Genomic DNA, 21,104 nt, shown 5'->3' with positions numbered 1-21,104 from the left:
CCCCCTTTGCACGTCCTGGCAAAGGATGTTAGATGGAGGGGTCTTGACCGACCACGCTTCGGGGCGGCGCGGCAGTCGATCGCACTCCGGCAAGGAGGCTCGTGCACATGGCGCTGGTTCTTGACGGCGTCCGCGTACGGCAGCGCGGGGAAACCTGGCTGCACGACATCCACCTGGAATTATCCCATGGAATGACCACGCTCGTCGGGCCGATGGCCGCGGGGAAGACGACGCTGATGCGGGTCGTCGGAGGGCTGCTTCCACCCGACGCGGGGCGGGTCGTGGTGAACGGAAAAGACGTAACGGCTATTTCCGTGCGCAAACGCTCGGTCGCCTTCGTCTATCAGCAATTCATCAATTATCCCTCGCTCTCGGTCTACGAGAACATCGCCTCACCGCTGCGCATGGCGCGTTCCTTTCCCAAGAAAGACATCGATCGGCGGGTGCGCGAGGTCGCCGAAATCATGGGCATCGGCGACCTGCTCGACCGCCGGCCCGCCGAGCTGTCCGGCGGCCAGCAGCAGCGCACCGCGATCGCCCGCGCGCTGGCCCGGCCGGTCGACGTGCTGCTGCTCGACGAGCCGCTGGCCAACCTCGACTTCAAGCTCCGCGAGCAGTTGCGGAGCGATCTGAAGAACATGTTCCGCGACTCGCCGGGCGTGGTCCTCTATTCGACGGCCGACCCGGCCGAGGCGCTGACCTTCGCCTCGCCGACGGTGGTCCTGGGCGAGGGCCGGGTGCTGGACGTGGGCGACGTGGCGGACATGTACGCCCAGCCGCCGACGCTGGCCGTCGCCGCCACACTCAGCGATCCGCCGCTCAACCTGCTGCCCGGCGTCGTGCGCGAGGGCCGGATCGAGTGCCTGGGCAGCTCGTTCCCCTCCCCCGGCGCGCACGCCTCGGGGCGGAACGTGGTGCTCGCGGTACGCCCCCACCAGGTGACGATCCAACGGAGTGGAGCCGGCGTGCTGGAGTTCCCGGCGGAGATCAGGCTCGCGGAGGTGACGGGCAGCTCGACCTTCCTGCACCTGCAGCTCGTCGATGGGCGGCACCTGGTCGCCCAGCTGCCGGGCCCCCAGCTCTTCACCCCCGGCGAGCGGGCCATGGCCTACGTGGACCCGGCGCACATCTTCGTCTTCGACGAGGCCGGCGGGCGCCTGCTCGCCACCTCCGCCGCGGAGGTCGACCTGCATGGCTGACATCCGGCTCGAAGGCGTGGGACACAGCTACGACGGCGGCCGGACCTGGGCGCTGCGGCCGATGACATGGACCTGGCGCAGCTCGCGGGCGTACGCGCTGCTCGGCCCGAGCGGGTGCGGCAAGACGACGCTGCTGAACATCATCTCGGGGCTGCTCTCCCCCACTGTGGGACGGATCTTCTTCGACGACCGCGAGGTGACCGCGGTGCCGACGGCGGGCCGCAACATCGCGCAGGTCTTCCAGTTCCCGGTGCTGTACGAGGAGATGTCGGTCTACGACAACCTGGCCTTCCCGCTGCGCAACCGGAAGTATCCCAAGGCGGAGATCGACCAGCGGGTACGCCGGGTCTCGCAGCTCCTCGGCCTGGACGACCACCTCAAGCGCAGGTCGCGGCGGCTGGACCCGGGCCGGCAGCAGATCGTCAGCCTGGGCCGGGGGCTGGTCCGCTCCGAGGTGGCCGCCGTACTCCTCGACGAGCCGCTCACCGTCGTGGACCCCGCGCTCAAGTGGACGCTGCGCAGCAAGCTCAAGGAGATCCACCGCGACACCGGCCACACGCTCATCTACGTCACCCACGACCAGACCGAGGCGCTGACCTTCGCCGACGAGGTGGTGGTGCTCAACGAGGGCGCGATCGTGCAGGCGGGTGAGCCGACGGAGCTGTTCCTGTCGCCCGCGCACGAGTTCGTCGGCCACTTCATCGGCTCGCCCGGTATGAACGTCGTGCCCGCCGAGATCGCCGACGGAGTGGTCAGGGTGGCGGAGACGGACGTCGGGCAGGCGGTCAGCGACCAAGAGGGCGAGCTGGCGCCGGGGCCGGTGCGCATCGGGGTACGGCCGGAGTTCGCCCGGCTCGGCGGTGAGGGAGCCTCGCCCGGACTGCCCGTACGGGTGACGGGGGTGGACCGGATGGGCGCCTACAACCTCGTGCACGTGGAGGCCGGCGGCCATCCGATGATCGCCAAGACGGAGGCGGACGCCCGGTTCGCTCCGGACACCGTGGAGTTCCTGCGCTTCGCACCGGATCGCGCGTTCCTGTTCAGGGACTCGGTCAGGTGCGGGTCCATCGCACCACTCGACGGGCTCGATGGAAAGGGCGCACCGCTCGACGGGCTCGACGAACTCGACGGAGAGGGCGCATCGTGACCGAGCAGAGCGTCACCGTCGCGGGCAGCCAGGTGGGCGGCGAGATCGTCACCGGCGCCGCCCCGCAGGACGGCACCCCCGACACCCGGGTGAGCCTCAAGCCGAAGAACAACCGCGCCTGGCTCCTCGTGCTGCCGGTCGTCGTGTCGGTGGCCTTCACCGCCGTGATCCCGCTGATGACGGTCGTCAACTTCTCCGTCCAGGACATCTTCAGCCCCGACGACCGGATCTTCGTGGGGCTGGAGTGGTTCAGGTCCGTCGCCCGCGACCCCGAGATCCGCGCCGCGTTCGTCCGGACGCTGCTGTTCTCGGCCCAGGTGCTGCTGCTGGAGATCCCGCTCGGGGTGGCGCTCGCGGTGGCGATGCCGCGCCGCGGGGTCTGGGTGTCGGTGGCCCTGGTCATCGTCGCGCTGCCGCTGCTCATCCCGTGGAACGTGGTGGGCACCATCTGGCAGATCTTCGCCCGCGCCGACATCGGGCTGGGCGGCTGGACGATCAACAACGTCCTGGGCATCGACTTCAACTACACGCTGGACTCCACCGACGCCTGGATCACGGTCCTCATCATGGACGTCTGGCACTGGACCCCGCTGGTGGCGCTGCTGGCCTACGCGGGCCTGCGGTCGATCCCCGACCCCTACTTCCAGGCCGCGCAGATCGACGGCGCCTCGGCCTGGGCGACCTTCCGCCACATCCAGCTGCCGCGCCTGCGCGGGGTGCTGACGATCGCGATCCTGCTCCGGTTCATGGACAGTTTCATGATCTACACCGAGCCGTTCGTGGTGACGGGTGGCGGGCCGGGCAACGCCACCTCGTTCCTGAGCATCCTGCTGTCGAAGGTCGCCGTCGGGCAGTTCGACCTGGGGCCGGCGGGCGCCTTCTCGCTGCTGTACTTCCTCGTCGTGCAGATCGTCTCGTACGTCTTCTTCACCGTGCTGACCAGGTCAGGGAGGTGACCGCGATGGCTGAGGAGCAGGTGGCCGTGGCGCGGCGGGCCGGGCGGCAGCTGCCCTGGGCGCGGGCGGTGTTCTGGCTGTACGCCGCCACCCTGATGCTGCCGCTGCTGTGGATGTTCGGCATGTCCATCCGCCCGAATGAGGACATCCTCGGCAGCTTCTCGCTCATTCCGCAGCGGACCACGCTCGACAATTACCGGACCTTCTTCACCGACCCGGTCTGGTATTCGAGCTATCTGAACTCCATCATCTACACGTCGCTGAACGCGGTGATGTCGCTCATCGTGGCGCTGCCGGCCGCCTATGCCTTCTCCCGGTTCAGGTTCGCCGGGGACAAGCACCTGTTCTTCTGGTTGCTGACGAATCGCATGGCGCCACCGGCCGTGTTCCTGCTGCCCTTTTTCCAGATTTATCAGAGCGTGGGGTTGTTCGATACGCACCTGGGCGTGGCCATCGCGCACATGCTGTTCAACGTCCCGCTCGCCGTCTGGATCCTCGAAGGATTCATGTCCGGGATACCGCGCGAGATAGACGAGACGGCGGCGATCGACGGCTATTCCCTGCCGCGGTTCTTCCTGCGCATCTTCCTGCCGATGATCCGCTCCGCGGTGGGCGTCACCGCCTTCTTCTGCTTCATGTTCAGCTGGGTCGAACTGCTCATCGCCAGGACCATCACCTCGGTCAACGCCAAGCCGATCGCCGCCACGATGACGCGGACGGTGAGCGCGGCCGGAGTGGACTGGGGCCTCCTGGCCACGGCGGGCGTGCTGACCATCATCCCCGGAGCCATCGTCATCTGGTTCGTGCGCAACTACGTGGCTAAGGGCTTCGCTCTTGGAAGGGTCTGACGATGCAGTGGATGGTGTGGACCCTCCCCACGGCCCTGGTCTTCATCGGCCTGGCGCTGCTGCTGTGCGGCATGGCGATCTGGGGCCACTTCTCGCCCCCGGTGGCCCGGCGCGGCTTCCTGCGCATCGAGACCGACCGTGGCGACCGCTTGTACATCGGCCTGATCAGCGCGGCCGTCGTACTCGCCGGCTGGATCGCCGTCACCGACCTGTCCATGTGGCTGGCTCTGGCGTGCGCGCTCCTGGTGACCATCGTGATCGGGATTTGGGGCTGACCGAAGGAGGCATGAGGCGATGAGACGTCCAAGAGGCAGGACCACGGCCGTTGGCCTGGCCGTGCTCGTCCTACTGGGGGCCGGGTGCTCAGCGGGCGAACAGCAGCCCAAGAGCGACTTCACCGAAGCCCAGGGGAAGGCGGCGGCGCAGAAGTGGGTGTCGAGCGAGTTCACGCCGAGCACCCTGTCCAAGGATCAGCAGCTCGCGGAGATGGACTGGTTCACCAAGGCCGCCGCGCCGTACCGCGGCATGGAGATCAACGTCGTCTCCGAGACGATCACCACCCACGAGTACGAGTCGCAGAAGCTCGCCAAGGCGTTCACCGACATCACCGGGATCAAGGTCAAGCACGACCTGATCCAGGAAGGTGACGTGATCGAGAAGCTGCAGACGCAGATCCAGGGCAACCAGAACATCTACGACGCCTACGTCAACGACTCCGACCTCATCGGCACTCACTCCCGGGGCAACTACGTCTTCCCGCTCTCCGACTACATGGCGGGCGAGGGCAAGGCGATCACCTCGCCCACCCTCGACCTGAACGACTTCATCGGCACCAGCTTCACCACCGGGCCGGACAAGAAGCTGTACCAGCTCCCCGACCAGCAGTTCGCCAACCTCTACTGGTTCCGCTACGACTGGTTCACCAATCCCACGTACAAGAAGCAATTCAAGGAAGCCTACGGCTACGACCTGGGCGTGCCCGTCAACTGGGCGGCCTACGAGGACATCGCCGACTTCTTCACCAACAAGGTCAACGGCAACGGGACCATCGACGGCAAGAAGGTCTACGGCCACATGGACTACGGCCGCAAGGACCCCTCGCTCGGCTGGCGCTTCACGGACGCGTGGCTGTCCATGGCCGGCAACGGCGACCCGGGCATCCCGAACGGCCTGCCGGTGGACGAGTGGGGCATCAGGGTGGAGAACTGCCGCCCGGTCGGCTCCTCGATGACCCGCGGCGGCGACACCAACGGGCCCGCCTCGGTGTACGCGCTGACCAAGTACGTCGACTGGCTGAAGAAGTACGCGCCGAAGGAGGCGGCCGGCATGAACTTCAGCGAGGCCGGACCGGTGCCGGCGCAGGGCAACATCGCCCAGCAGGTCTTCTGGTACACCACGTTCACCGCCGACATGACCAAGCCGGGTCTCCCGGTGGTCAACGCCGACGGGACGCCGAAGTGGCGTATCGCGCCCAGCCCGCATGGCGTCTATTGGAAGGAAGGCAACAAGCTGGGCTACCAGGACGCCGGCTCCTGGACCCTGCTCAAGAACACGCCCAAGGAGCGCAGGGCGGCGGCCTGGCTGTACGCCCAGTTCGTCACCTCGAAGACGGTCTCGCTGAAGAAGTCGATCACCGGCCTGACCTTCATCCGCGACTCCGACATCAAGAGCGACTACTTCAAGGACAACTCCGCGAAGTACGGCGGCCTGATCGAGTTCTACAACTCCCCCGCCCGCAAGCAGTGGACGCCGACCGGGACCAACGTGCCCGACTATCCGAAGCTCGCCCAGCTCTGGTGGCAGAACGTCGCCACCGCCGTCACCGGTGAGACCACCGCCCAGCAGTCGATGGACAATCTGGCCAAGCAGCAGGACGACATCATGTCGCGGCTGGAGCGCCGCGGCGGCAACTGCGCGCCCAAGCTGAACCCGGAACGCGACGCCCAATACTGGCTGGACCAGCCCGGCGCCCCCGCACCGAAGCTGGCCGACGAGCGCGGCAAGCCGGCGACGCTGGACTACGACAAGCTCATCGCCCAGTGGAAGTCCGGAGGCTGATCAGTCGCGGCGGGACCGGCGGGTAATCTGTCGGTCCCCTTCCTTAGTGTGCCTACGCGGCCAGTAAGCGCGAATGATTGGATCGGTGCCGTGGAGGCCTCCGTCGAGCAGCTCGTGTACGTCCGTGAGGACGAATACACGGTTGCCCGGATGACCGATGCCCGAACGGCCGACACTCGCCAGACCGATACCCGGACGAGCGCCGACGGCGGGCTCAGCTTCGTCGCGGCGGGCCGCGCGCTGGCCGGCGTACAGCCGGGCGAGACGCTCGCCCTCACCGGCGAGTGGGGCGAGCACCCCCGCCACGGCAGGCGCTTCACGGTGACGGCGTGCGAGCGGATCGTGCCGTCCACCACCCGGGCCATCCAGCTCTACCTGGGCTCCGGCCTGATCCGCGGCATCGGCCCGCGGCTCGCCCAGGCCATCGTCGGCCACTTCGGCGAGGCGACGCTGACCGTCATCGACACCGAGCCCGAGCGGCTCAGGGAGGTCATCAACATCGGCCCGGCGCGGCAGGGCCAGATCCTGGAGGCGTGGCGGGAGCAGAAGGAGATCGCCGCGCTGATGGTGGTCCTTCAGGGCTTCGGGGTCAGCCCGCTGCTCGCGGCCAAGATCTTCCAGGTCTTCGGCCGCGACTCGGCCGAGCTCGTCACCTCCGACCCCTACCAGCTCATCGGCCGGGTGCGCGGCATCGCGTTCGGCACGGCCGACAAGATCGCCCTCCAGTCGGGGGTTCCCGAGCACAGCCCGCAACGGATCAAGGCGGCGCTGCTCGACCGGCTGGAGACGGCCGCCGCCAGGGGCGGCCACTGCTACCTGTCGCTCACCGCCCTGCTCACCCAGACCGCCGAGCTCGTCGAGCAGGATCAGGACGTGGTGCGGCCGATGATCGACGCCCTCACCGCCGAGCGGCGAGTGGTCGTCGAGGCGGCGCCCGACCAGATCGTGGTCTACGGCAAGGAGCTGCACAGCCGCGAGCTCAAGCTGGCCGAGCACCTGGGCAGGCTCTGGCAGGCCCGCTCGACGCTGCCCATGCGCGACTTCCGTGAGGACCCGGAGCTGCACGACGACCAGCGAGCGGCCGTGACCATGGCGCTGACCAGCACCGTCTCGGTCCTCACCGGCGGTCCTGGCTGCGGCAAGAGCCACACGGTGCGGGTCATCGCGGCCACCGCACGGGCGATGGGCGGCCGGGTGACACTCGCCGCGCCCACCGGGAAGGCGGCCAAGCGCCTGTCGGAGCTCACCGGGCTGCCGGCCATGACCGTCCACCGGATGCTGGCCTACGAGCCCGACCCCGACGCGCTGTTCGACCAGACGCCCGCGCAGGCCGACCTGATCGTGGTCGACGAGGCGTCCATGCTGGACCTGCACCTGGCCACCCGGCTCACCTCGGCCATCCCGTCGGGCAGCCACCTGCTGCTCGTCGGCGACAGCGACCAGCTGCCCAGCATCGGGCCCGGCAGCGTACTGGCCGACCTGCTGCGGGTCGAGGAGATCCCGCGCGTACGGCTCACGCATGTCTTCCGCCAGGCCGACGGCAGCGGCATCATCCACAACGCCCACCGCATCCGGGCCGGGCAGCTGCCCGGGATCCCGGGTGGCGGCGGCTTCTGGTTCGAGGAGCTCGACGACCCCGAGGCCGTCGCCGAGCGGGTCGTGCACCTGGCGACCGTGGCGATCCCCCGCAAGCAGGGCGTCGAGCCGGGCCAGGTGCAGGTGTTGTGCCCGATGCGCAAGGGCGTGGCGGGCACCGCCGAGCTCGGCCGCCGGCTCCAGGAGCGGCTCAATCCCGCCCAGGAAGGCCGGGCCGAGCACTGGTCGGGCGCCTCGGCCTTCCGGGTCGGTGACCGGGTCATGCCGATCCGCAACAACTACGACAAGGGCGTCTTCAACGGCGAGACGGGCACGATCATCGGCATCGTCCAGGAGCAGCGGCTCGTGGAGATCGCGATCGACGACGGCGAGACGGTGACCTACGGCTTCGACGAGCTCGACGACCTGACCCACGCCTACGCGATCAGCGTGCACCGCTCGCAGGGCAGCGAATACCCGTTCGTGGTCGCGCCCCTCGTCGCAGAGTCCGGCGGCATCATGCTGCGCCGCCGCCTCCTCTACACCCTGGTCACGCGGGCCCGGTCGTGGGTGGTGCTGGTCGGCGAGCGCAAGGCCCTGGAGCTGGCGGTCGCCCGGCTCGGCGACCGCCGCAACACCGGCCTCACCCGGCGTCTGGCGCATCTGCTGGCCTGACCTTTTTGCTGGCCTGACATCCCCGAAGGAGCACCATGGCCATCGACTTCACTCTCGCCCCCGAGCACGAGAAGATCCGCGACCGGGTCCGGGCCTTCATCCAGGGCACGGTCATCCCGGCCGTCGAGGAGGTGCCGGAGAGCGACCGCGACGCCTATCTCCGGACGATCTTCCGGCTGCGCGAGAAGGCCAAGGCCGAAGGGCTGTGGCTGCCGCACATGCCGAAGGAGTGGGGCGGCATGGGGCTCGGCCACGTCGAGCTGGCCATGGTGCAGTCGGAGGCGGCCAAGACCCGGCTCGGGCCGTGGGTGCTCAACTGCATGGCGCCCGACGAGGGCAACATGCACACGCTGCTGCACTGGGCGAGCGACGCGCAGAAGGAGAAATACCTGCGCCCCCTGCTTGAGGGGAGCAAGATGTCGTGCTTCGCGATGACCGAGCCGGAGGTCGCCGGCTCCGACCCCACGCTCATCCGCACGCGGGCGGTCAAGGACGGCGACGAGTGGGTGATCAACGGCCACAAGTGGTTCATCTCCAACGCCCGGCGGGCGGGCTTCGCCATCCTCATCGCCAGGACCGAGCTCGACCTGCCCGAAGGGGCGCGGGGCGCCAACACGGCCTTCCTCGTCGACCTGCCCTCGCCGGGCTGGAACGACATCCGCGAGGTCGAGACCATGCACGGCTCGACGGGCCACAGCGAGATCGTCATCACCGACCTGCGGGTGCCCGACGACCAGGTGCTCGGCGGACGGGGCAACGGCCATCGGCTCGGCCAATACCGCCTGGGCCCGGCGCGGCTGGCCCACTGCATGCGCTGGATCTCGCAGGCGGAGACGGCGCTCGACATGATGGTCGACCGCGCACTCAGCAGATACAGCCACGGCTCCGTGCTCGCCGACAAGCAGGGGGTGCAGTGGCTCATCGCCGACTCGGCCATGGAGCTCTACCAGTGCAAGCTGATGGTGCTGCACGCCGCGTACAAGATCGACAAGGGCGAGGACTTCCGTACGGAGGTGTCGATGGCCAAGCACTTCGTGGCCAACAGCCTCAACCGCATCATCGACCGGGCGATCCAGGTGCACGGCGCGCTCGGCTACTCCACCGACACTCCGCTGGCCAGTATGTTCCAGCACGCCCGCTGGGCCAGGTTCGCCGACGGGGCCGACGAGATCCACCAGATGCGCATCGCCGAACGGACCATCGCCGCCTACCGCGACTCAGGCTCCACCGCCGCGGCCACCGGCGGCCTCCCCCTGTGACCCGCCGTCAGGGGCTGAGGGCTCTTGGGGCGATGAGGGTCGCCCGCCTTCCGCCGGGCGACACAGCGAGTGTTCGGCGACGACACTTCCCCCTTCTCCGGCCAAGCCTCCGCCGAAGTACGGCGGGGTCGCCCAAGGAGGCGGGCCAGCCAAGGTGACGAGCGGGCCCGACCCGCCCGACTGCCAGCCGAGCAGGCGGCGCGGATGGGCGGGCGGCCGACCCGACCTCCGTTCTGCTGGGCGCACGACCGACGAACAGCCCGACCAATAGCCTCATTCCTGCACCTCAACAGCGCCGGAAACACAAGAGCGGCGGCATCACCACGGCTTCCGCCGCTACTGGCGCATCAGCGCTACTCGTGACCGCTCTCGACGAGCGATCGTCGGATCCTTTGATCAGGGCTGGCTGCTCTCTTCCCTTCTTGAATCAAGCTAGTATTCTTGATTCAAGAAGGGAGGCGGCCATGGACATCCGCGCCATCGGCGAGCGCGTCCGCACCGAACGGGAGCGGGCCGGACTCAACCAGCGGGACCTGGCCCGGCTGGCCGAGCTGTCGCAGCCCACCCTGGCCCGGATCGAGCTGGGCACCCGCACTCAGCTGACCGTCGCCGAGCTTGACCGCATCGCCACTACCCTCGGCATTCCCCTGACTGATCTCACGCGCGGCAACCCGGTTCGCGAGCGCATCCGCATCGCCGCACGCATCGGCCAAGCTGAGCCGGAGGCAACCGCAGCCGCGGTAAGGCAGGCCGTCGACATCCTGGTCCTCGACGACCGGCTGGACCAGTTGGCCGCACCGCACCGCGCCCCCGTCACAACAGCACCAGGACTGCCGGATCCCGGCCTTCCACCCGATGCGCAGGGGCAGGGGCTTGCTCGCACGGTCCGCTCCCTCCTCGACCTCGGCGGTGCCCCGCTGGCCGACCCGGGGGAGCTGGCAGAACGGCTGACCAGCGCCGACACCGCAGTGCTCGACTTCCCCGCTGGAATCGACGGGTTCACCATCACCGATCCCGTCCGCGGCGTCGTCCTCATCACCGTCGGCTCCCGGGCCGTCGCCGAACGGCAGCGCTTCACCTTCGCCCACGAACTCGGCCACCTACTCTTCGGGGACGGCGCTCACAGTGATGCGGTCAGCGCCTGCCGTACCCCCGCCGAAATCCGTTGCGATGCCTTCGCCCGGCATCTGCTGGCTCCGCAGGACGGGATCCGCGCCTGGCTCGGTCCCGCCCACGGCCCGCTCGACGAACGGGCCTGCGCTCTGCTCGCCCGCCACTTTGGCGTCAGCCTCATGGTGATTCTCATCCAGCTGCAACACCTGGGCCTGCTGACTGCAACCCAGGTGGACACGCTGCGAGGACCGACCGGGGCGCAGCTCGCGCGCCGCTACGGATGGGGCTGGCAGTACGAATGCGAACAGGAAGCCGCCCGCACCCAGCGTCCACCCCGCCGGGTCCTCGAACGCGCCACCATCGCCTACCGTGCAGACCGGCTCGGCATCCGGGCACTGGCCAGACTCGAAGGCCGCGACCCTGAGGATCTTGAAATCGGCCTCGCCGACGCCGGCATCAGCCCATGCCCCGCCAATATTCGCCACGCCGATCTCGGACGGCTCCTCACCCGTGCCCGCACCAGCGAGGAAGCTTTACCCGCGTGTCCGATCCCGACGACGATATCTGCATCCTCGACGCGGTGATCTGCGTCCACTTCACCGGCGCCAACCTGCACCCGATCCTGATCGACGTGCTCACCCGGGCCGGGCTCATCCTCCTGGTCCCCTAGGAAGTCTGCCGTGAGATCGCCGGAAAGGACCGGAAATACCCGGGCCTGCGACAACGCTGGGCAAGGCTGGAAGCAAGCGATCGCATCCGCGTACTCCCCGAGCTCGAAGTGGCAACCGCGCCACCTCGTGTCGTCGAGGTGATCGAGGAGATCCGCGGGCTCGAACTCGAACAGGCCATCCGCGCCCGCCGCGATCTGGGCGAGGTCGTCGTGGTCGCCCACAGCGTCCACCTGGCCGAGCAGGGCCATGAGGTCATCGCTGCCATCGACGACCAGGAAGGACAGCGACTCGCAGCCCGCTGGTGCATCCCCGTCCTCGGCATCGAAGACGTCCTCAGCCTCGCCATCCAGCTCGGCCACTTCCCCACGCTCACTGACCTCCGCCAGGCATACACGCGACTCCGCCAGTACGGCGACGGGCTCCTGCCCCTGGAGAAGACCGGCCTACTCGATACTCATCAGCAATGGCTCCAGACATCCTGATCGCCGGTGTGATCGTGCGTGCATTCGGCCTGCCCGGCGTCGATCATCCGCGACAGCGCACGCTCGGCCCCCGCTCTCGCCGGGAAGACCTCGGGATAGGTGCGCACCTCGCCGTGCCGCTGGAACCGGACACGATGCCCCTCACCCTTCTTGGGACCTCGGATGCTGCCCACCGGGCGACGCCCCACCTTGTCCGCCAACTCGAAGACCTGCCCCCGCCGGATCGCCTCGGGCGATGGGGAGAGGGCTGCTGCCCGGCGCCCGTGCGGGCGGCAGCCCTCGTACCCCCGGTTCGGGCGGCGGCTCGCGGGCCTAGGAGGTCGGGCAGTTCTCGCCCCGGCTGCCTCCTGGCTCCTGCGGCTCGGACCCCTCGTACACGTTCAGGGTCGCCTTGCCCGGCTCTGTCATGGAGCCGTTCTCCACCAGCCACGAGTCCGGCACCGACTGCTTCGTTCCGCCGGTTATCGGGTCCATGTCCTCGAAGCTCTGGATGGTCACGCCGCGCTCCTGCAGCATGCCGCGCACCTCGGCCACGGTCCGTCCGATGTAGGGCAGGCAGTGCAACGGCTCGCCCAGGCCGTCGATCGTGGTGCCGTCCTCGAACCGCTCGCCGGGCCGGGCCTCGCGCCCGAGCGTGATTTCGGCGGGCCCCTGGAAGTTCTCCGGGATCTTCACCCCGATGGGGCAGCCACCCATCTTGTCGCAGGTCCCCGGCTGATCGATGGTCTTGATCTCGTCGAGGTACCGGCCGTCGGTGGGCGAGGTGGGGAAGATGGAGCCCACCCACGACGGCGTCGAGGGGATGACCCTGAGGGTCACCTTCAGCCCGGCGTCACGGAGCTGCGCCTCGTACGTGCCGGCGTCGGCGTACAGGTCCTTGATCTCGATGACGTAGTAGCCGTCCTCCTTTTTGATGTCCAGCGCCGCGGCCGTCCCGGGCCCGAGGCCGAGCCCGGTGGGCAAGAGCCAGCTCAGAGCGAGGAACGCGGCCGCCAGCAGGGCCACGCCCGGCACCGCGGCGCGCAGGACCAGCGGCCGGCGCGCGCGCCGCCCTGCCGGTGCGACGGCCCCGGCTGTGGCGGGCTCGGCGGCCATGATGTCGCGCATGAGCTCGTGGGCCGCCTCGGTCATGCCGGGCCCGGCGCCGGGGGACAGGTGGGCGACCACGCGGTCCACGCTGTTCTTCATGATTTTCCCTCCGCGAGTGCGACGGCGCGCAGGCCGTAGGTGGTCAGGTCGAGGTCGGCGGCCGCCAGTTCCTTGGCCAGCCGCTGGCGGGCGCGGTGCAGGCGCAGCCGCGCGGCGCCGCGCGAGCAGCCGAGCACCTTGGCGATCTCGGCGCTGCTCAGCCCTTCCCAGCCGACCAGGGCGAGCAGTTCCCGGTCGTCGGGCGACAGGCGCATGAACACCTGGCGGGTGGCCTCGCCGTACCGGTCGGCCACCGGCCTGGACCAGGTGGACAGCTCCTCGCGCAACCGCGCGGCCAGCGCCGATCGGCGCTCCTCGGCGCGGAAGTGGTTGGCGAGGACCCGCCGGGCGACGGCGTACAGCCACAGCCGGGCCTCATCCCCCGCGGGAATGTCGTCCAGCCGGCGCCAGGCGGTCGTGAACGTCTCGGCGATCACGTCGGCGATGTCGTCCGTGGACTGGGTACGTCGCGCCACATAGGCGGCGATGGCGGGATAGTGCGCCAGGTAGAGCTGCTCGAAGCGTTGCTCCGGCGCCGGGGGCCCGATGTCGCCTTCTCTCCGTTGTTTGGACACACCTCAGCAGATGTCCGGCTTAACGGCTCTGTTTCACAAGAAAGCCCATTTTCTCGAAAGGCTCAGTTTTCACCGGAGACCCGGTAACACCCTGCCGTATCCGGATATTTGCCCATGCGTTGCCGCTGAACGTACCTGAGCGTCGTCGGCGGCGATCGGTCATGCAGCCGATGGAGAGGAAACGCATGAGGTTAGGCAAGGGCCTGCTGGCCGCCATCCTGGCGGTAACGGCCGGCGTCACGACCGCCCCGGCACCCGCCGCCGCGACGCCGGCCCCGACCCCAGGAGTCGCGAGGCAAGAAGGCGCGACGAACCGGCCGACCGGCACGGTGACGCTGATCACCGGCGACCGCGTCGTCGTCACCGCCGCCGGGCATCGGGTGGAGCCGGGAGAGGGCAGGCAGGTGCACTACAGCAGCCAGTACCGCGACGGCCATCTGTACATCTACCCGTCCGACGCACATCCGCTGGTGGCCAAGGGCGTTCTGGACGAGCGGCTGTTCGACGTCACGCAACTCCTGGCCTGGGGGTACGGTGACGCGAAGCGGAGCGACATCCCGCTGATCACGCAGTCGGCCAAGGGGGATGTGCCCGCGCTCCGGAGCGCCCGCCAGGACCGGCGGCTGTCCTCCCTCGGCATGTCCGCCGTGGAGGTGCCCAAGAAGAGCGCCGCCGAGACGTGGAAGGGCATAACGGACGGCGTCCAGACCCTGACCGCCGACCGGACGAAGGTCTGGCTGGACGGCCACCGCTTCTTCACCCTCGACCAGAGCGTCAAGCAGATCGGCGCCACCGAGGCGTGGAAGCAGGGCTTCACCGGCGAGGGCGTCACGGTCGCCGTGCTCGACAGCGGCTACGACCCCACGCATCCCGACCTGAAGAACGTTGTCACGCAGGCACGCGACTTCACCGGTCGCGACGACATCCGCGACAGGAACGGGCACGGCACGCACGTCGCGTCGATCGTCGCGGGAGCGGGAGAGAAGCAACGCGGTGTGGCGCCCGGCGCGAAACTCGCCATCGGCAAGATCGGCGACATCGTGATGCAGGAGTCCGACATCGTCGCCGGCATGGAGTGGGCCGCGACCGAGGTCAAGGCCGAGGTCATCAACATGAGCATCGGCGGCCCGGACACGATCGACGTGGACCCGGTCGAGCAGGCGGTCAACACGCTGTCGGAGCGTACCGGCGCGCTCTTTGTCGTGGCTGCGGGCAACGACGCCAAGCCCGGTACGGTCTTGAGCCCCGGCAGCGCCGACGCCGCCCTCACAGTCGGCGCCGTCGGCCGGGACGACAAGGTGGCCGACTTCTCCAGCAAGGGCCCCCGGCTCAACGACCACGCCATCAAGCCGGACCTCACCGCCCCCGGCGTCGCCATCAGGGCAGCCAACGCCAACGGCGGAGCCGACGCCCCGTACGCCGCCATGAGCGGCACCTCGATGGCCTCGCCCCACGTGGCGGGAGCCGCCGCGATCCTCGCCCAGCGCCATCCCGACTGGAGCGGACAGCGGCTCAAGGCGGCCCTCATCGGCAGCGCTGCCCCCAACGGGAGCGCCAAAATCTACGAGGAGGGCGCCGGACGCGTGGACGTGGCCCGTGCGGTCTCCCAGCAGGTGGCCGCGACGACCGGCAACGTCTGGGCCTCCTTCCCCTGGAACGGCACCGGCGAGCGCGTGGCGACCAAGACGCTCACGTACGCCAACTCCGGCGACACCCCGCTCACCCTGGACCTCGCCGCGGACGGCGAGGCGCTGGAACTGGGGTCCAAGCGGCTGGAGGTGCCCGCCAAGGGCGAGGCGTCGGTCGAGCTGACGATCCGCGCGGAGGGCAAGGCGCCCGGGGACTATCCCGGCGTCGTCACCGCCAGGTCGGGCGACACCGTCGTGCGCACGCTCGCGGGTGCGTACGTGGAGCCCGAGACCTACACCCTGACCGTCAAGACCATTGAGAGGGACGGCCAGACACCCCGCGCCGCCATGGGCTATCTCTACCAGCTCGAGACCGATACCCAGAAGACGCTCTCGTTCGACGACCAAGGCGTCGCAAGAGTACGGGTACCCAAGGGCGAGTGGAACCTCTACGTCAACGTCTACAACTTGGACCAATCCACGACCGCGCATCGGCCCGTGACCATCGACGGCGCGGACCAGGAAGTGACGGTGGACGCGCGCCAGGGGAAGGAGATCACGTTCACGGTGGACGAGCCGACCGCCGTGCAGGACGGCAGCGAGCAGATCACCCTGACCAACGGCTGGTTCGGCCAAGGCTGGTCCAGCTTCGGTGACGACGTCTACGCTCTGCCGGTGCGCCAGCCCGGCCTGAAGTACCTGGCCGGGAGCACCTGGCACAAGAAGGACGCCGCGCCGAGCCCGTACCGCTACGACCTGGTCGACTACCGCACCGGCGGAATTCCGGACGACCTGTCGTACACGGCGCGCACGCGTGACCTGGTGAAGGTGAGCGCGACGTACCGGGCGCCCGGCGTGCCCGGCACGGCCGAGGTGATGGTGGGGCCGCTACTCCCCGGCGGGTCCTGGGCAGGGGGCGCCTGGTTGTCCGAGAGCCCGGAGGTGAATCTGCCGGCCACCATGACGCACTACCGCACTCCCGGTTTCGCCTGGGAAACCGGCATCACGACGGGCACCCACTGGGTGTCGGACGTGAGCCAGGTGCTCGGCCGGCGGCCCATCACCGAGCTGTGGAACGCCGCCGTGACCGGCCCCGCCTTCGGCACGTCCGCGGGCAGCCGCGACGGCGACTGGCTGAACTTCAACGTCGACGGCATCCTCGCCGACGGGCAGGCCGGGCTGATGGGCGGCGACTACGACATCACCGGCACCATCGCCCTGGCCCGCGGCGAGGAGAAACTGGCCGAGACCGATCTGGCGACCTGCGAACCCGGATACACCGAAAGTTGCCGGCTGGACGTCCGCCTGCCCGCCGAGCCGGCGACCTACACGCTGACCACGTCGGCGCGGCGGCCGTCGGCGCTGTCCACGAAGGTCGAGTCGGCCTGGACGTTCCGGTCGCAGCGGACGGCCGAGCCCCGGCCGCTGCCCCTGACCGCCGTCCGCTACGCCCCCGAGGGCCTGGACGACCACAACCGCGCCAAGCCCGGGTCCACGACCGTCATCCCGGTGAGCCTCCAGCGCAACCCCGGCGCCTCCGCGCCGCGCGCGACATCGATCACGCTTGAGGCGTCCTTCGACGACGGGGCGAACTGGCGGCCGGTCCGGCTGGCCCACGCCGGCTCGGGATGGACGGCCCGGATCGCGAACCCGGCCGCCCCCGGGTTCGTCTCACTGCGCGCCAAGGTCACGGACGCGGCGGGTGACCGCGCGACACAGACCATCACCCGGGCGTACGCCATCGGCTGACGGATCCGCGCTCCGGCCGCGTGGGCGCAAGTCCCCCGCGCGGCCGACCGCGGCCCGGCGCTGAATGACCGGCACCACCCCGTCGTCGGCGACCGCAACCTCGGCTTCGTCTTAGAAGGTGCGGGTGGTGACCCAGTTCGCCTGACTCGACGGATTATTCAGGTCGAACGTGGTCCCGGACAGGCGCCTGTCCGGGCCCAGCGAGCCGGTGTATCGGCCTCTGGCTCCGTTCGACCACCCAACGGTGAAGAAGATATTCCGGCCTTCCACCGCGCCTTCTTCGATCGTCCCTACGGCGCCGGACCAGGAGGCGGTCCCGAAGAGCCGCCCGCTGCTGTCCTGTGTCACGTTCATCGTCACTGTGATCGCGCCGCTCTGAGTGAACTGCCACCTGCCATTGACGGAGAACTCGGGCGCCATGACGGTCGCCGTCCGCGAAGCGGAGGACACGCTGGCGGCGCTGGCGGCAGGGGCCAGAGCGAGACCAACACCACCCAGAACAAGAGCGAGGCCGGCCGTGGCAAGCTTGGTGCGCATGGGAGATCCCTTCGTTGATGTTCGATCGGTCCGCTGAGCGGACCTGAGCGCGCTCGTCGGCGTCTTTTCTCGGCCGGGTGGCCTGACGCCTCGTGAGGGCACATCTGATGGTGCGCTGATGGTCAGCGCACCCGGTATCCCATGCTTTCGGGGATTGACCTGGGCAATCGTCGCCAACTGCACCGGTATTGCACGAGCTATGCGCACCGGATATTGGCCCTAAAGCCGATATCGATCCGGGAAAGCGCATGGAGCGGTGCAATAGGCCGCATGGAAGACAGATCTCAGCGCACATCAGGCAGGGCAATCGTCGCCGCCGCAGCAGTAGCGGTCATCGCATCTGTAGTAGCCATATCGGCAATTGCCTGCAGTAATGCAGAAGTCACGCCCCAGCCGCCGATCACCCGCCAGCCGACATTGCCCACACCGACCCAAGAGCTACCCGCCCCGATGGGCGTTGCTGGGCGATGGCGGCGATTACTGTGGCTACTCCCCGCCTCTGCCCTAATCACCGCCCTCGGCTGGGCTGCGGCGGTCCTGCCTGTGCTCGGCTGGGCCCGCTGGACGCTGGTCGGCGCCGCCCTGACCGTAATCGCGAGCATGGTCATTGCCCTATTGCTCGGCCCTGGTGCACGGCGCTTGGCTGGCGAGCAACATCCACTAACCGCCGCCGAACGCAAGCAGATGACCGCCACCGAACGCATCGAGGCGGTCAACGCCGCCCGCCACACCCTCATCCAGGCCGCCACCGGCTTGGTCGTCATCGGTGGCGTCGTCTTCACGGCTCAGGGCCTGTTGTACACCGCCGAGTCTTTGGAAACCTCTCGACAAGCCCAGCACACCGCCAAACAAGGCCAAATCACCGACCGCTACACCAAAGCTGTCGAACAACTTGGCTCGGCCAAGTTGGACGTCCGCCTCGGCGGCATCTATGCCCTGGAACGCCTGGCCATCGACTCTCCCCGCGACCACCCCACCGTCTACGATGTACTGGCCGCTTTCCTTCGCGAACACGATCCTCAGCTCGGGGCCAAGCTCCCGAGAGAACCGGCCACCGACATCCAGGCAGCGCTGACCGTCATCGGCCGCCGCAATCCCGCACTCGGCGGCAGTGCAATCAACCTCGCCGACACCCAACTTCGTGGTGCGAACCTGCCCAATGCCAATCTTCGCGGCGCGAAACTGCCTTATGCAGACCTTCGCGGCGCGGACCTGACCGGCGCAGATCTCCGCGGTGCGAATCTGGACAGCTCAAAGCTGCGCTACGCCTACATGGGCAATGCCGACCTACGCAATGCGGAGCTTCCCAACGCGGACTTACGCGAAGTGAATTTGCCCGACGCGGACCTGCGCGGCGCGTTCCTGGGCAGCGCTGACCTTCGCGAGGCCGACCTCCGAGACGCGGACCTGACCGGCGCGGACCTGGGCAGCGCGAACCTTCTCGACGCGAACCTGGACAACACGAATCTGCGCGGCGCGGACCTAACCGGCATCGTAGGGGCTACAGAGCAGGCGATACGAAACCGAGCTCGCGTCGATGCATCCACCCGGTTCTGACTACGAACACCCCGGTCGCGCCGCTATGGCATGCCGCCGGATGACGGAGACTGAATACGGCCTGCTTAGGAGCTTGCGTCTCCGGTTGCACGAGATCACTTTCCCGTGGATGCGAGGGTGACAGGTGCGCGCAAAGGCCGCACCTCACAAGAAGCGGCCGAACGGCAGCGAGGCCGTCCAGGGGGCGCGGGCCCGGCACGACTGGAAACAACGCCTGAGGCCCCCAAGCGCGCAGCGCCCCAATGAAGTCCTTTGAAAGGAAAACAGCGACACCCACCGGGTGCCGCCGCATCATTCACGCTTGCGGTGCTTACCGCTTACTCGAATCACGCCCTCGGCGTTCCCAACATCGTGGTGACGCCCATCCTGGGCGGCGATGCCGAGTACCTCAAGTGGATCGATGGGCAGGTAGGCACGCTCACCCCGTGACGGTCCGGATGAGCGCGGCGCTGTCGGTGAGGTCGGGAAAGACGACGTCCGCGCCCGCCGCCTTGAGGTCGGTGGTGCTGCTCTTGCCTGATGCGATGGTGATCACGCGTGCTCCGCCGTCCCTCCCCGCGATGACGTCTTGAGGCGTGTCTCCGATCAGCACAGTGAGGTCAGGACTGTAGGTCAGCCCTTGCTTGCTGCGGGCGCGATCCTGTGCGATGGGGACAAGGCGGGCGCGCACGGGGTCATCCTCCCCGTAGGCGCCGATCTCCAGATCAAGGAGGCGGTTCAACCCGAAGATCCTCAGCTTGGCTTCCGCTGACGCCTTCGTGTTCCCTGTCAGGACGGACTGAGTGATGCCGGGTACGTCGGCTCAGCGCCTGTAGCGCATTGAGTGCGCCTGGCAGGACGCGGCCCCGCAGACGCATCTCATGCGCACGCTCCTCATAGTCGCCCGCCTGGAGGTCGATGAACCTCTCGAAGTAGTCGTCAGAGCGCGGGATTCCATGCATGTCGAGCGTCTCGCCGAAGATGACCAGTTCGGGTCTCCCACTGACCTCGGCCATGTCTTTCATGGGCGTGCCGGTCACCTCGGCGAAGGCGGCAGCAAAGACCTCCCGTCCCACCCCGCCCGTTTCGATCAAGGTGTGATCGACGTCCCAGAGAACGAGCCGGTTCGTGAGCACGCGACCGTCCTTCCCGCTGATGGAGACACGCACGCCAAGACTCTCACGTGGGCAGCCGTTCCGGCTTACCGTGGAGAGCGGTGGTTCGGAATGTGCTGGTCCCGGACGTGCGAGAGGGCAAATGCCATGGGTTCGGCTGAGATCTCCATCGGTGAGCGGATCCGTTTCCATCGGACTGCGTCGAAGAAGACTCAGGCGGTGGTCGCCGGTCTGGCGGGCATGAGCGAGGACTATCTGGGTCAGATCGAGCGCGGCCTGCGCACGCCGACTATCGACAAAGCGGTTTCGACATGCTCGGCACCTGGCTTTCGCGCGGCGGCGCCCGCGGCGGCAGCCACCTCCCGGTCCCGGTAGTCTTCGGCCATTTCGCGCTGGCCGCCATCGGCCTCATCGTCTGGATCGTCTATCTCATCGCCGACCTGGATGTGCTGGCCTGGATCGCCCTCGTCCTGCTGGTGCCCGTCGCCCTGCTCGGGTTCGTCATGCTGAGCCGGTGGATCCCGGTATACCGGGCCCGCGCCACCACCGCCCCGGCGGCAGGCGAGCAGACCGCCCCCGCCGAGCGGCATTTCCCGGTCGCCGTGGTCGGCGCACACGGGCTGTTCGCTGTCGTTACCGTAGTCCTGGTCCTGCTCTCCGCCCTGGGAGTCGGCGGCAGCTGACATTCCCCAGCGTTCCACGCCCTCCCCCAGTCGACGCCATCGGCCTCGCGGGTGGTCTCCTCGATCCAGCGGGAGGTCTCGCGCGGCTGCCCAGGTCACCCGCACGCCTC

General features: G+C 68.6%; 21 protein-coding genes. 15 read left to right on the top strand and 6 right to left on the bottom strand.

Annotation, left to right across the window (positions count from 1 at the left end; genetic code table 11):
- The first annotated feature begins 107 nt into the window (after nucleotides 1-107).
- From AB0B61_RS01085 to AB0B61_RS01040, 10 genes are all read left to right on the top strand, one after another.
- A complete protein-coding gene (locus AB0B61_RS01085) occupies nucleotides 108-1,199 on the top strand; it encodes an ABC transporter ATP-binding protein (RefSeq protein WP_358426008.1) in 1,092 nt (363 codons plus the stop codon).
- Nucleotides 1,192-2,346 (top strand): ABC transporter ATP-binding protein, encoded by a 1,155-nt coding sequence (locus AB0B61_RS01080; RefSeq protein WP_358426005.1) that lies wholly within the window; start codon nucleotides 1,192-1,194, stop codon nucleotides 2,344-2,346. The genes AB0B61_RS01085 and AB0B61_RS01080 overlap by 8 nt, the downstream gene beginning before the upstream one ends.
- Nucleotides 2,343-3,302, top strand: a complete 960-nt coding sequence (locus AB0B61_RS01075) for a sugar ABC transporter permease (RefSeq protein ID WP_357941954.1) — start codon at nucleotides 2,343-2,345, stop codon at nucleotides 3,300-3,302. The genes AB0B61_RS01080 and AB0B61_RS01075 overlap by 4 nt, the downstream gene beginning before the upstream one ends.
- Before the next feature lie 95 nt (nucleotides 3,303-3,397).
- Nucleotides 3,398-4,150 carry a carbohydrate ABC transporter permease gene (locus AB0B61_RS01070; RefSeq protein WP_357647321.1) on the top strand — a complete coding sequence of 251 codons (753 nt, stop codon included), beginning with the start codon at nucleotides 3,398-3,400 and terminating at the stop codon, nucleotides 4,148-4,150.
- Between the two features lie 11 nt (nucleotides 4,151-4,161).
- The gene (locus AB0B61_RS01065; protein WP_358316370.1) at nucleotides 4,162-4,425 is read left to right on the top strand and encodes a DUF2160 family membrane protein; all 264 of its coding nucleotides are present in this window, start codon (nucleotides 4,162-4,164) and stop codon (nucleotides 4,423-4,425) included.
- A gap of 19 nt (nucleotides 4,426-4,444) precedes the next feature.
- Nucleotides 4,445-6,208 (top strand): ABC transporter substrate-binding protein, encoded by a 1,764-nt coding sequence (locus tag AB0B61_RS01060; protein ID WP_358426002.1) that lies wholly within the window; start codon nucleotides 4,445-4,447, stop codon nucleotides 6,206-6,208.
- A 90-nt stretch (nucleotides 6,209-6,298) separates the two neighbouring features.
- Entirely contained in the window at nucleotides 6,299-8,458 is a 2,160-nt protein-coding gene (locus tag AB0B61_RS01055; protein ID WP_358426000.1) for an ATP-dependent RecD-like DNA helicase, read from the top strand.
- A 35-nt stretch (nucleotides 8,459-8,493) separates the two neighbouring features.
- Nucleotides 8,494-9,717, top strand: coding sequence for an acyl-CoA dehydrogenase family protein (locus AB0B61_RS01050; RefSeq protein WP_358425997.1), 1,224 nt, complete (start codon nucleotides 8,494-8,496; stop codon nucleotides 9,715-9,717).
- A gap of 464 nt (nucleotides 9,718-10,181) precedes the next feature.
- Entirely contained in the window at nucleotides 10,182-11,414 is a 1,233-nt protein-coding gene (locus tag AB0B61_RS01045; protein WP_358425994.1) for an ImmA/IrrE family metallo-endopeptidase, read from the top strand.
- Nucleotides 11,415-11,638: 224 nt separating this feature from the next.
- Nucleotides 11,639-11,983, top strand: a complete 345-nt coding sequence (locus tag AB0B61_RS01040) for a hypothetical protein (protein ID WP_358425991.1) — start codon at nucleotides 11,639-11,641, stop codon at nucleotides 11,981-11,983.
- Here the strand turns inward: AB0B61_RS01040 and AB0B61_RS01035 are convergent.
- The 3 genes from AB0B61_RS01035 to AB0B61_RS01025 form a co-directional block, all read right to left on the bottom strand.
- Nucleotides 11,959-12,156, bottom strand: coding sequence for a hypothetical protein (locus AB0B61_RS01035; RefSeq protein WP_358425988.1), 198 nt, complete (start codon nucleotides 12,154-12,156; stop codon nucleotides 11,959-11,961). The genes AB0B61_RS01040 and AB0B61_RS01035 overlap by 25 nt on opposite strands.
- Nucleotides 12,157-12,295: 139 nt before the next feature.
- Complete coding sequence (locus tag AB0B61_RS01030; RefSeq protein ID WP_358425985.1) at nucleotides 12,296-13,171, bottom strand: hypothetical protein; 876 nt, start codon at nucleotides 13,169-13,171, stop codon at nucleotides 12,296-12,298.
- Nucleotides 13,168-13,746 (bottom strand): RNA polymerase sigma factor, encoded by a 579-nt coding sequence (locus tag AB0B61_RS01025; protein ID WP_358425982.1) that lies wholly within the window; start codon nucleotides 13,744-13,746, stop codon nucleotides 13,168-13,170. Before AB0B61_RS01025 ends, AB0B61_RS01030 begins: the two co-directional genes overlap by 4 nt.
- A gap of 185 nt (nucleotides 13,747-13,931) precedes the next feature.
- Here AB0B61_RS01025 and AB0B61_RS01020 point away from each other — a divergent pair, with 185 nt between their 5' ends.
- Nucleotides 13,932-17,123, top strand: a complete 3,192-nt coding sequence (locus tag AB0B61_RS01020) for a S8 family serine peptidase (RefSeq protein WP_358425979.1) — start codon at nucleotides 13,932-13,934, stop codon at nucleotides 17,121-17,123.
- A 111-nt stretch (nucleotides 17,124-17,234) separates the two neighbouring features.
- On the opposite strand, the gene AB0B61_RS01015 is transcribed toward AB0B61_RS01020, so the two are convergent.
- On the bottom strand, nucleotides 17,235-17,660 hold the full coding sequence (locus tag AB0B61_RS01015; protein ID WP_358425976.1) for a hypothetical protein: 426 nt from the start codon (nucleotides 17,658-17,660) through the stop codon (nucleotides 17,235-17,237).
- A gap of 141 nt (nucleotides 17,661-17,801) precedes the next feature.
- On the opposite strand from AB0B61_RS01015, the gene AB0B61_RS01010 reads away from it, so the two are divergent.
- On the top strand, nucleotides 17,802-19,217 hold the full coding sequence (locus tag AB0B61_RS01010; RefSeq protein WP_358425973.1) for a pentapeptide repeat-containing protein: 1,416 nt from the start codon (nucleotides 17,802-17,804) through the stop codon (nucleotides 19,215-19,217).
- 306 nt (nucleotides 19,218-19,523) lie between these two features.
- On the top strand, nucleotides 19,524-19,646 hold the full coding sequence (locus tag AB0B61_RS01005; RefSeq protein WP_358425970.1) for a hypothetical protein: 123 nt from the start codon (nucleotides 19,524-19,526) through the stop codon (nucleotides 19,644-19,646).
- Here AB0B61_RS01005 and AB0B61_RS01000 read toward each other — a convergent pair.
- Together AB0B61_RS01000 and AB0B61_RS00995 are read right to left on the bottom strand one after the other, a co-directional pair.
- Entirely contained in the window at nucleotides 19,636-19,938 is a 303-nt protein-coding gene (locus tag AB0B61_RS01000) for an HAD hydrolase-like protein (RefSeq protein ID WP_358425967.1), read from the bottom strand. The genes AB0B61_RS01005 and AB0B61_RS01000 overlap by 11 nt on opposite strands.
- Nucleotides 19,922-20,365, bottom strand: coding sequence for a hypothetical protein (locus tag AB0B61_RS00995; RefSeq protein ID WP_358425964.1), 444 nt, complete (start codon nucleotides 20,363-20,365; stop codon nucleotides 19,922-19,924). The genes AB0B61_RS01000 and AB0B61_RS00995 overlap by 17 nt, the downstream gene beginning before the upstream one ends.
- A gap of 57 nt (nucleotides 20,366-20,422) precedes the next feature.
- Here AB0B61_RS00995 and AB0B61_RS00990 point away from each other — a divergent pair, with 57 nt between their 5' ends.
- Nucleotides 20,423-20,686, top strand: a complete 264-nt coding sequence (locus AB0B61_RS00990; protein WP_358425961.1) for a helix-turn-helix transcriptional regulator — start codon at nucleotides 20,423-20,425, stop codon at nucleotides 20,684-20,686.
- A complete protein-coding gene (locus AB0B61_RS00985) occupies nucleotides 20,623-20,994 on the top strand; it encodes a hypothetical protein (RefSeq protein ID WP_358425958.1) in 372 nt (123 codons plus the stop codon). Before AB0B61_RS00990 ends, AB0B61_RS00985 begins: the two co-directional genes overlap by 64 nt.
- Nucleotides 20,995-21,104: the final 110 nt, after the last annotated feature.

This window comes from Nonomuraea sp. NPDC049158 (genome assembly GCF_040648335.1).
Classification (GTDB): domain Bacteria; phylum Actinomycetota; class Actinomycetes; order Streptosporangiales; family Streptosporangiaceae; genus Nonomuraea.
The sequence above is the reverse complement of the archived record's forward strand: the minus strand, read 5'-3'. Positions and strand labels throughout refer to the sequence as shown.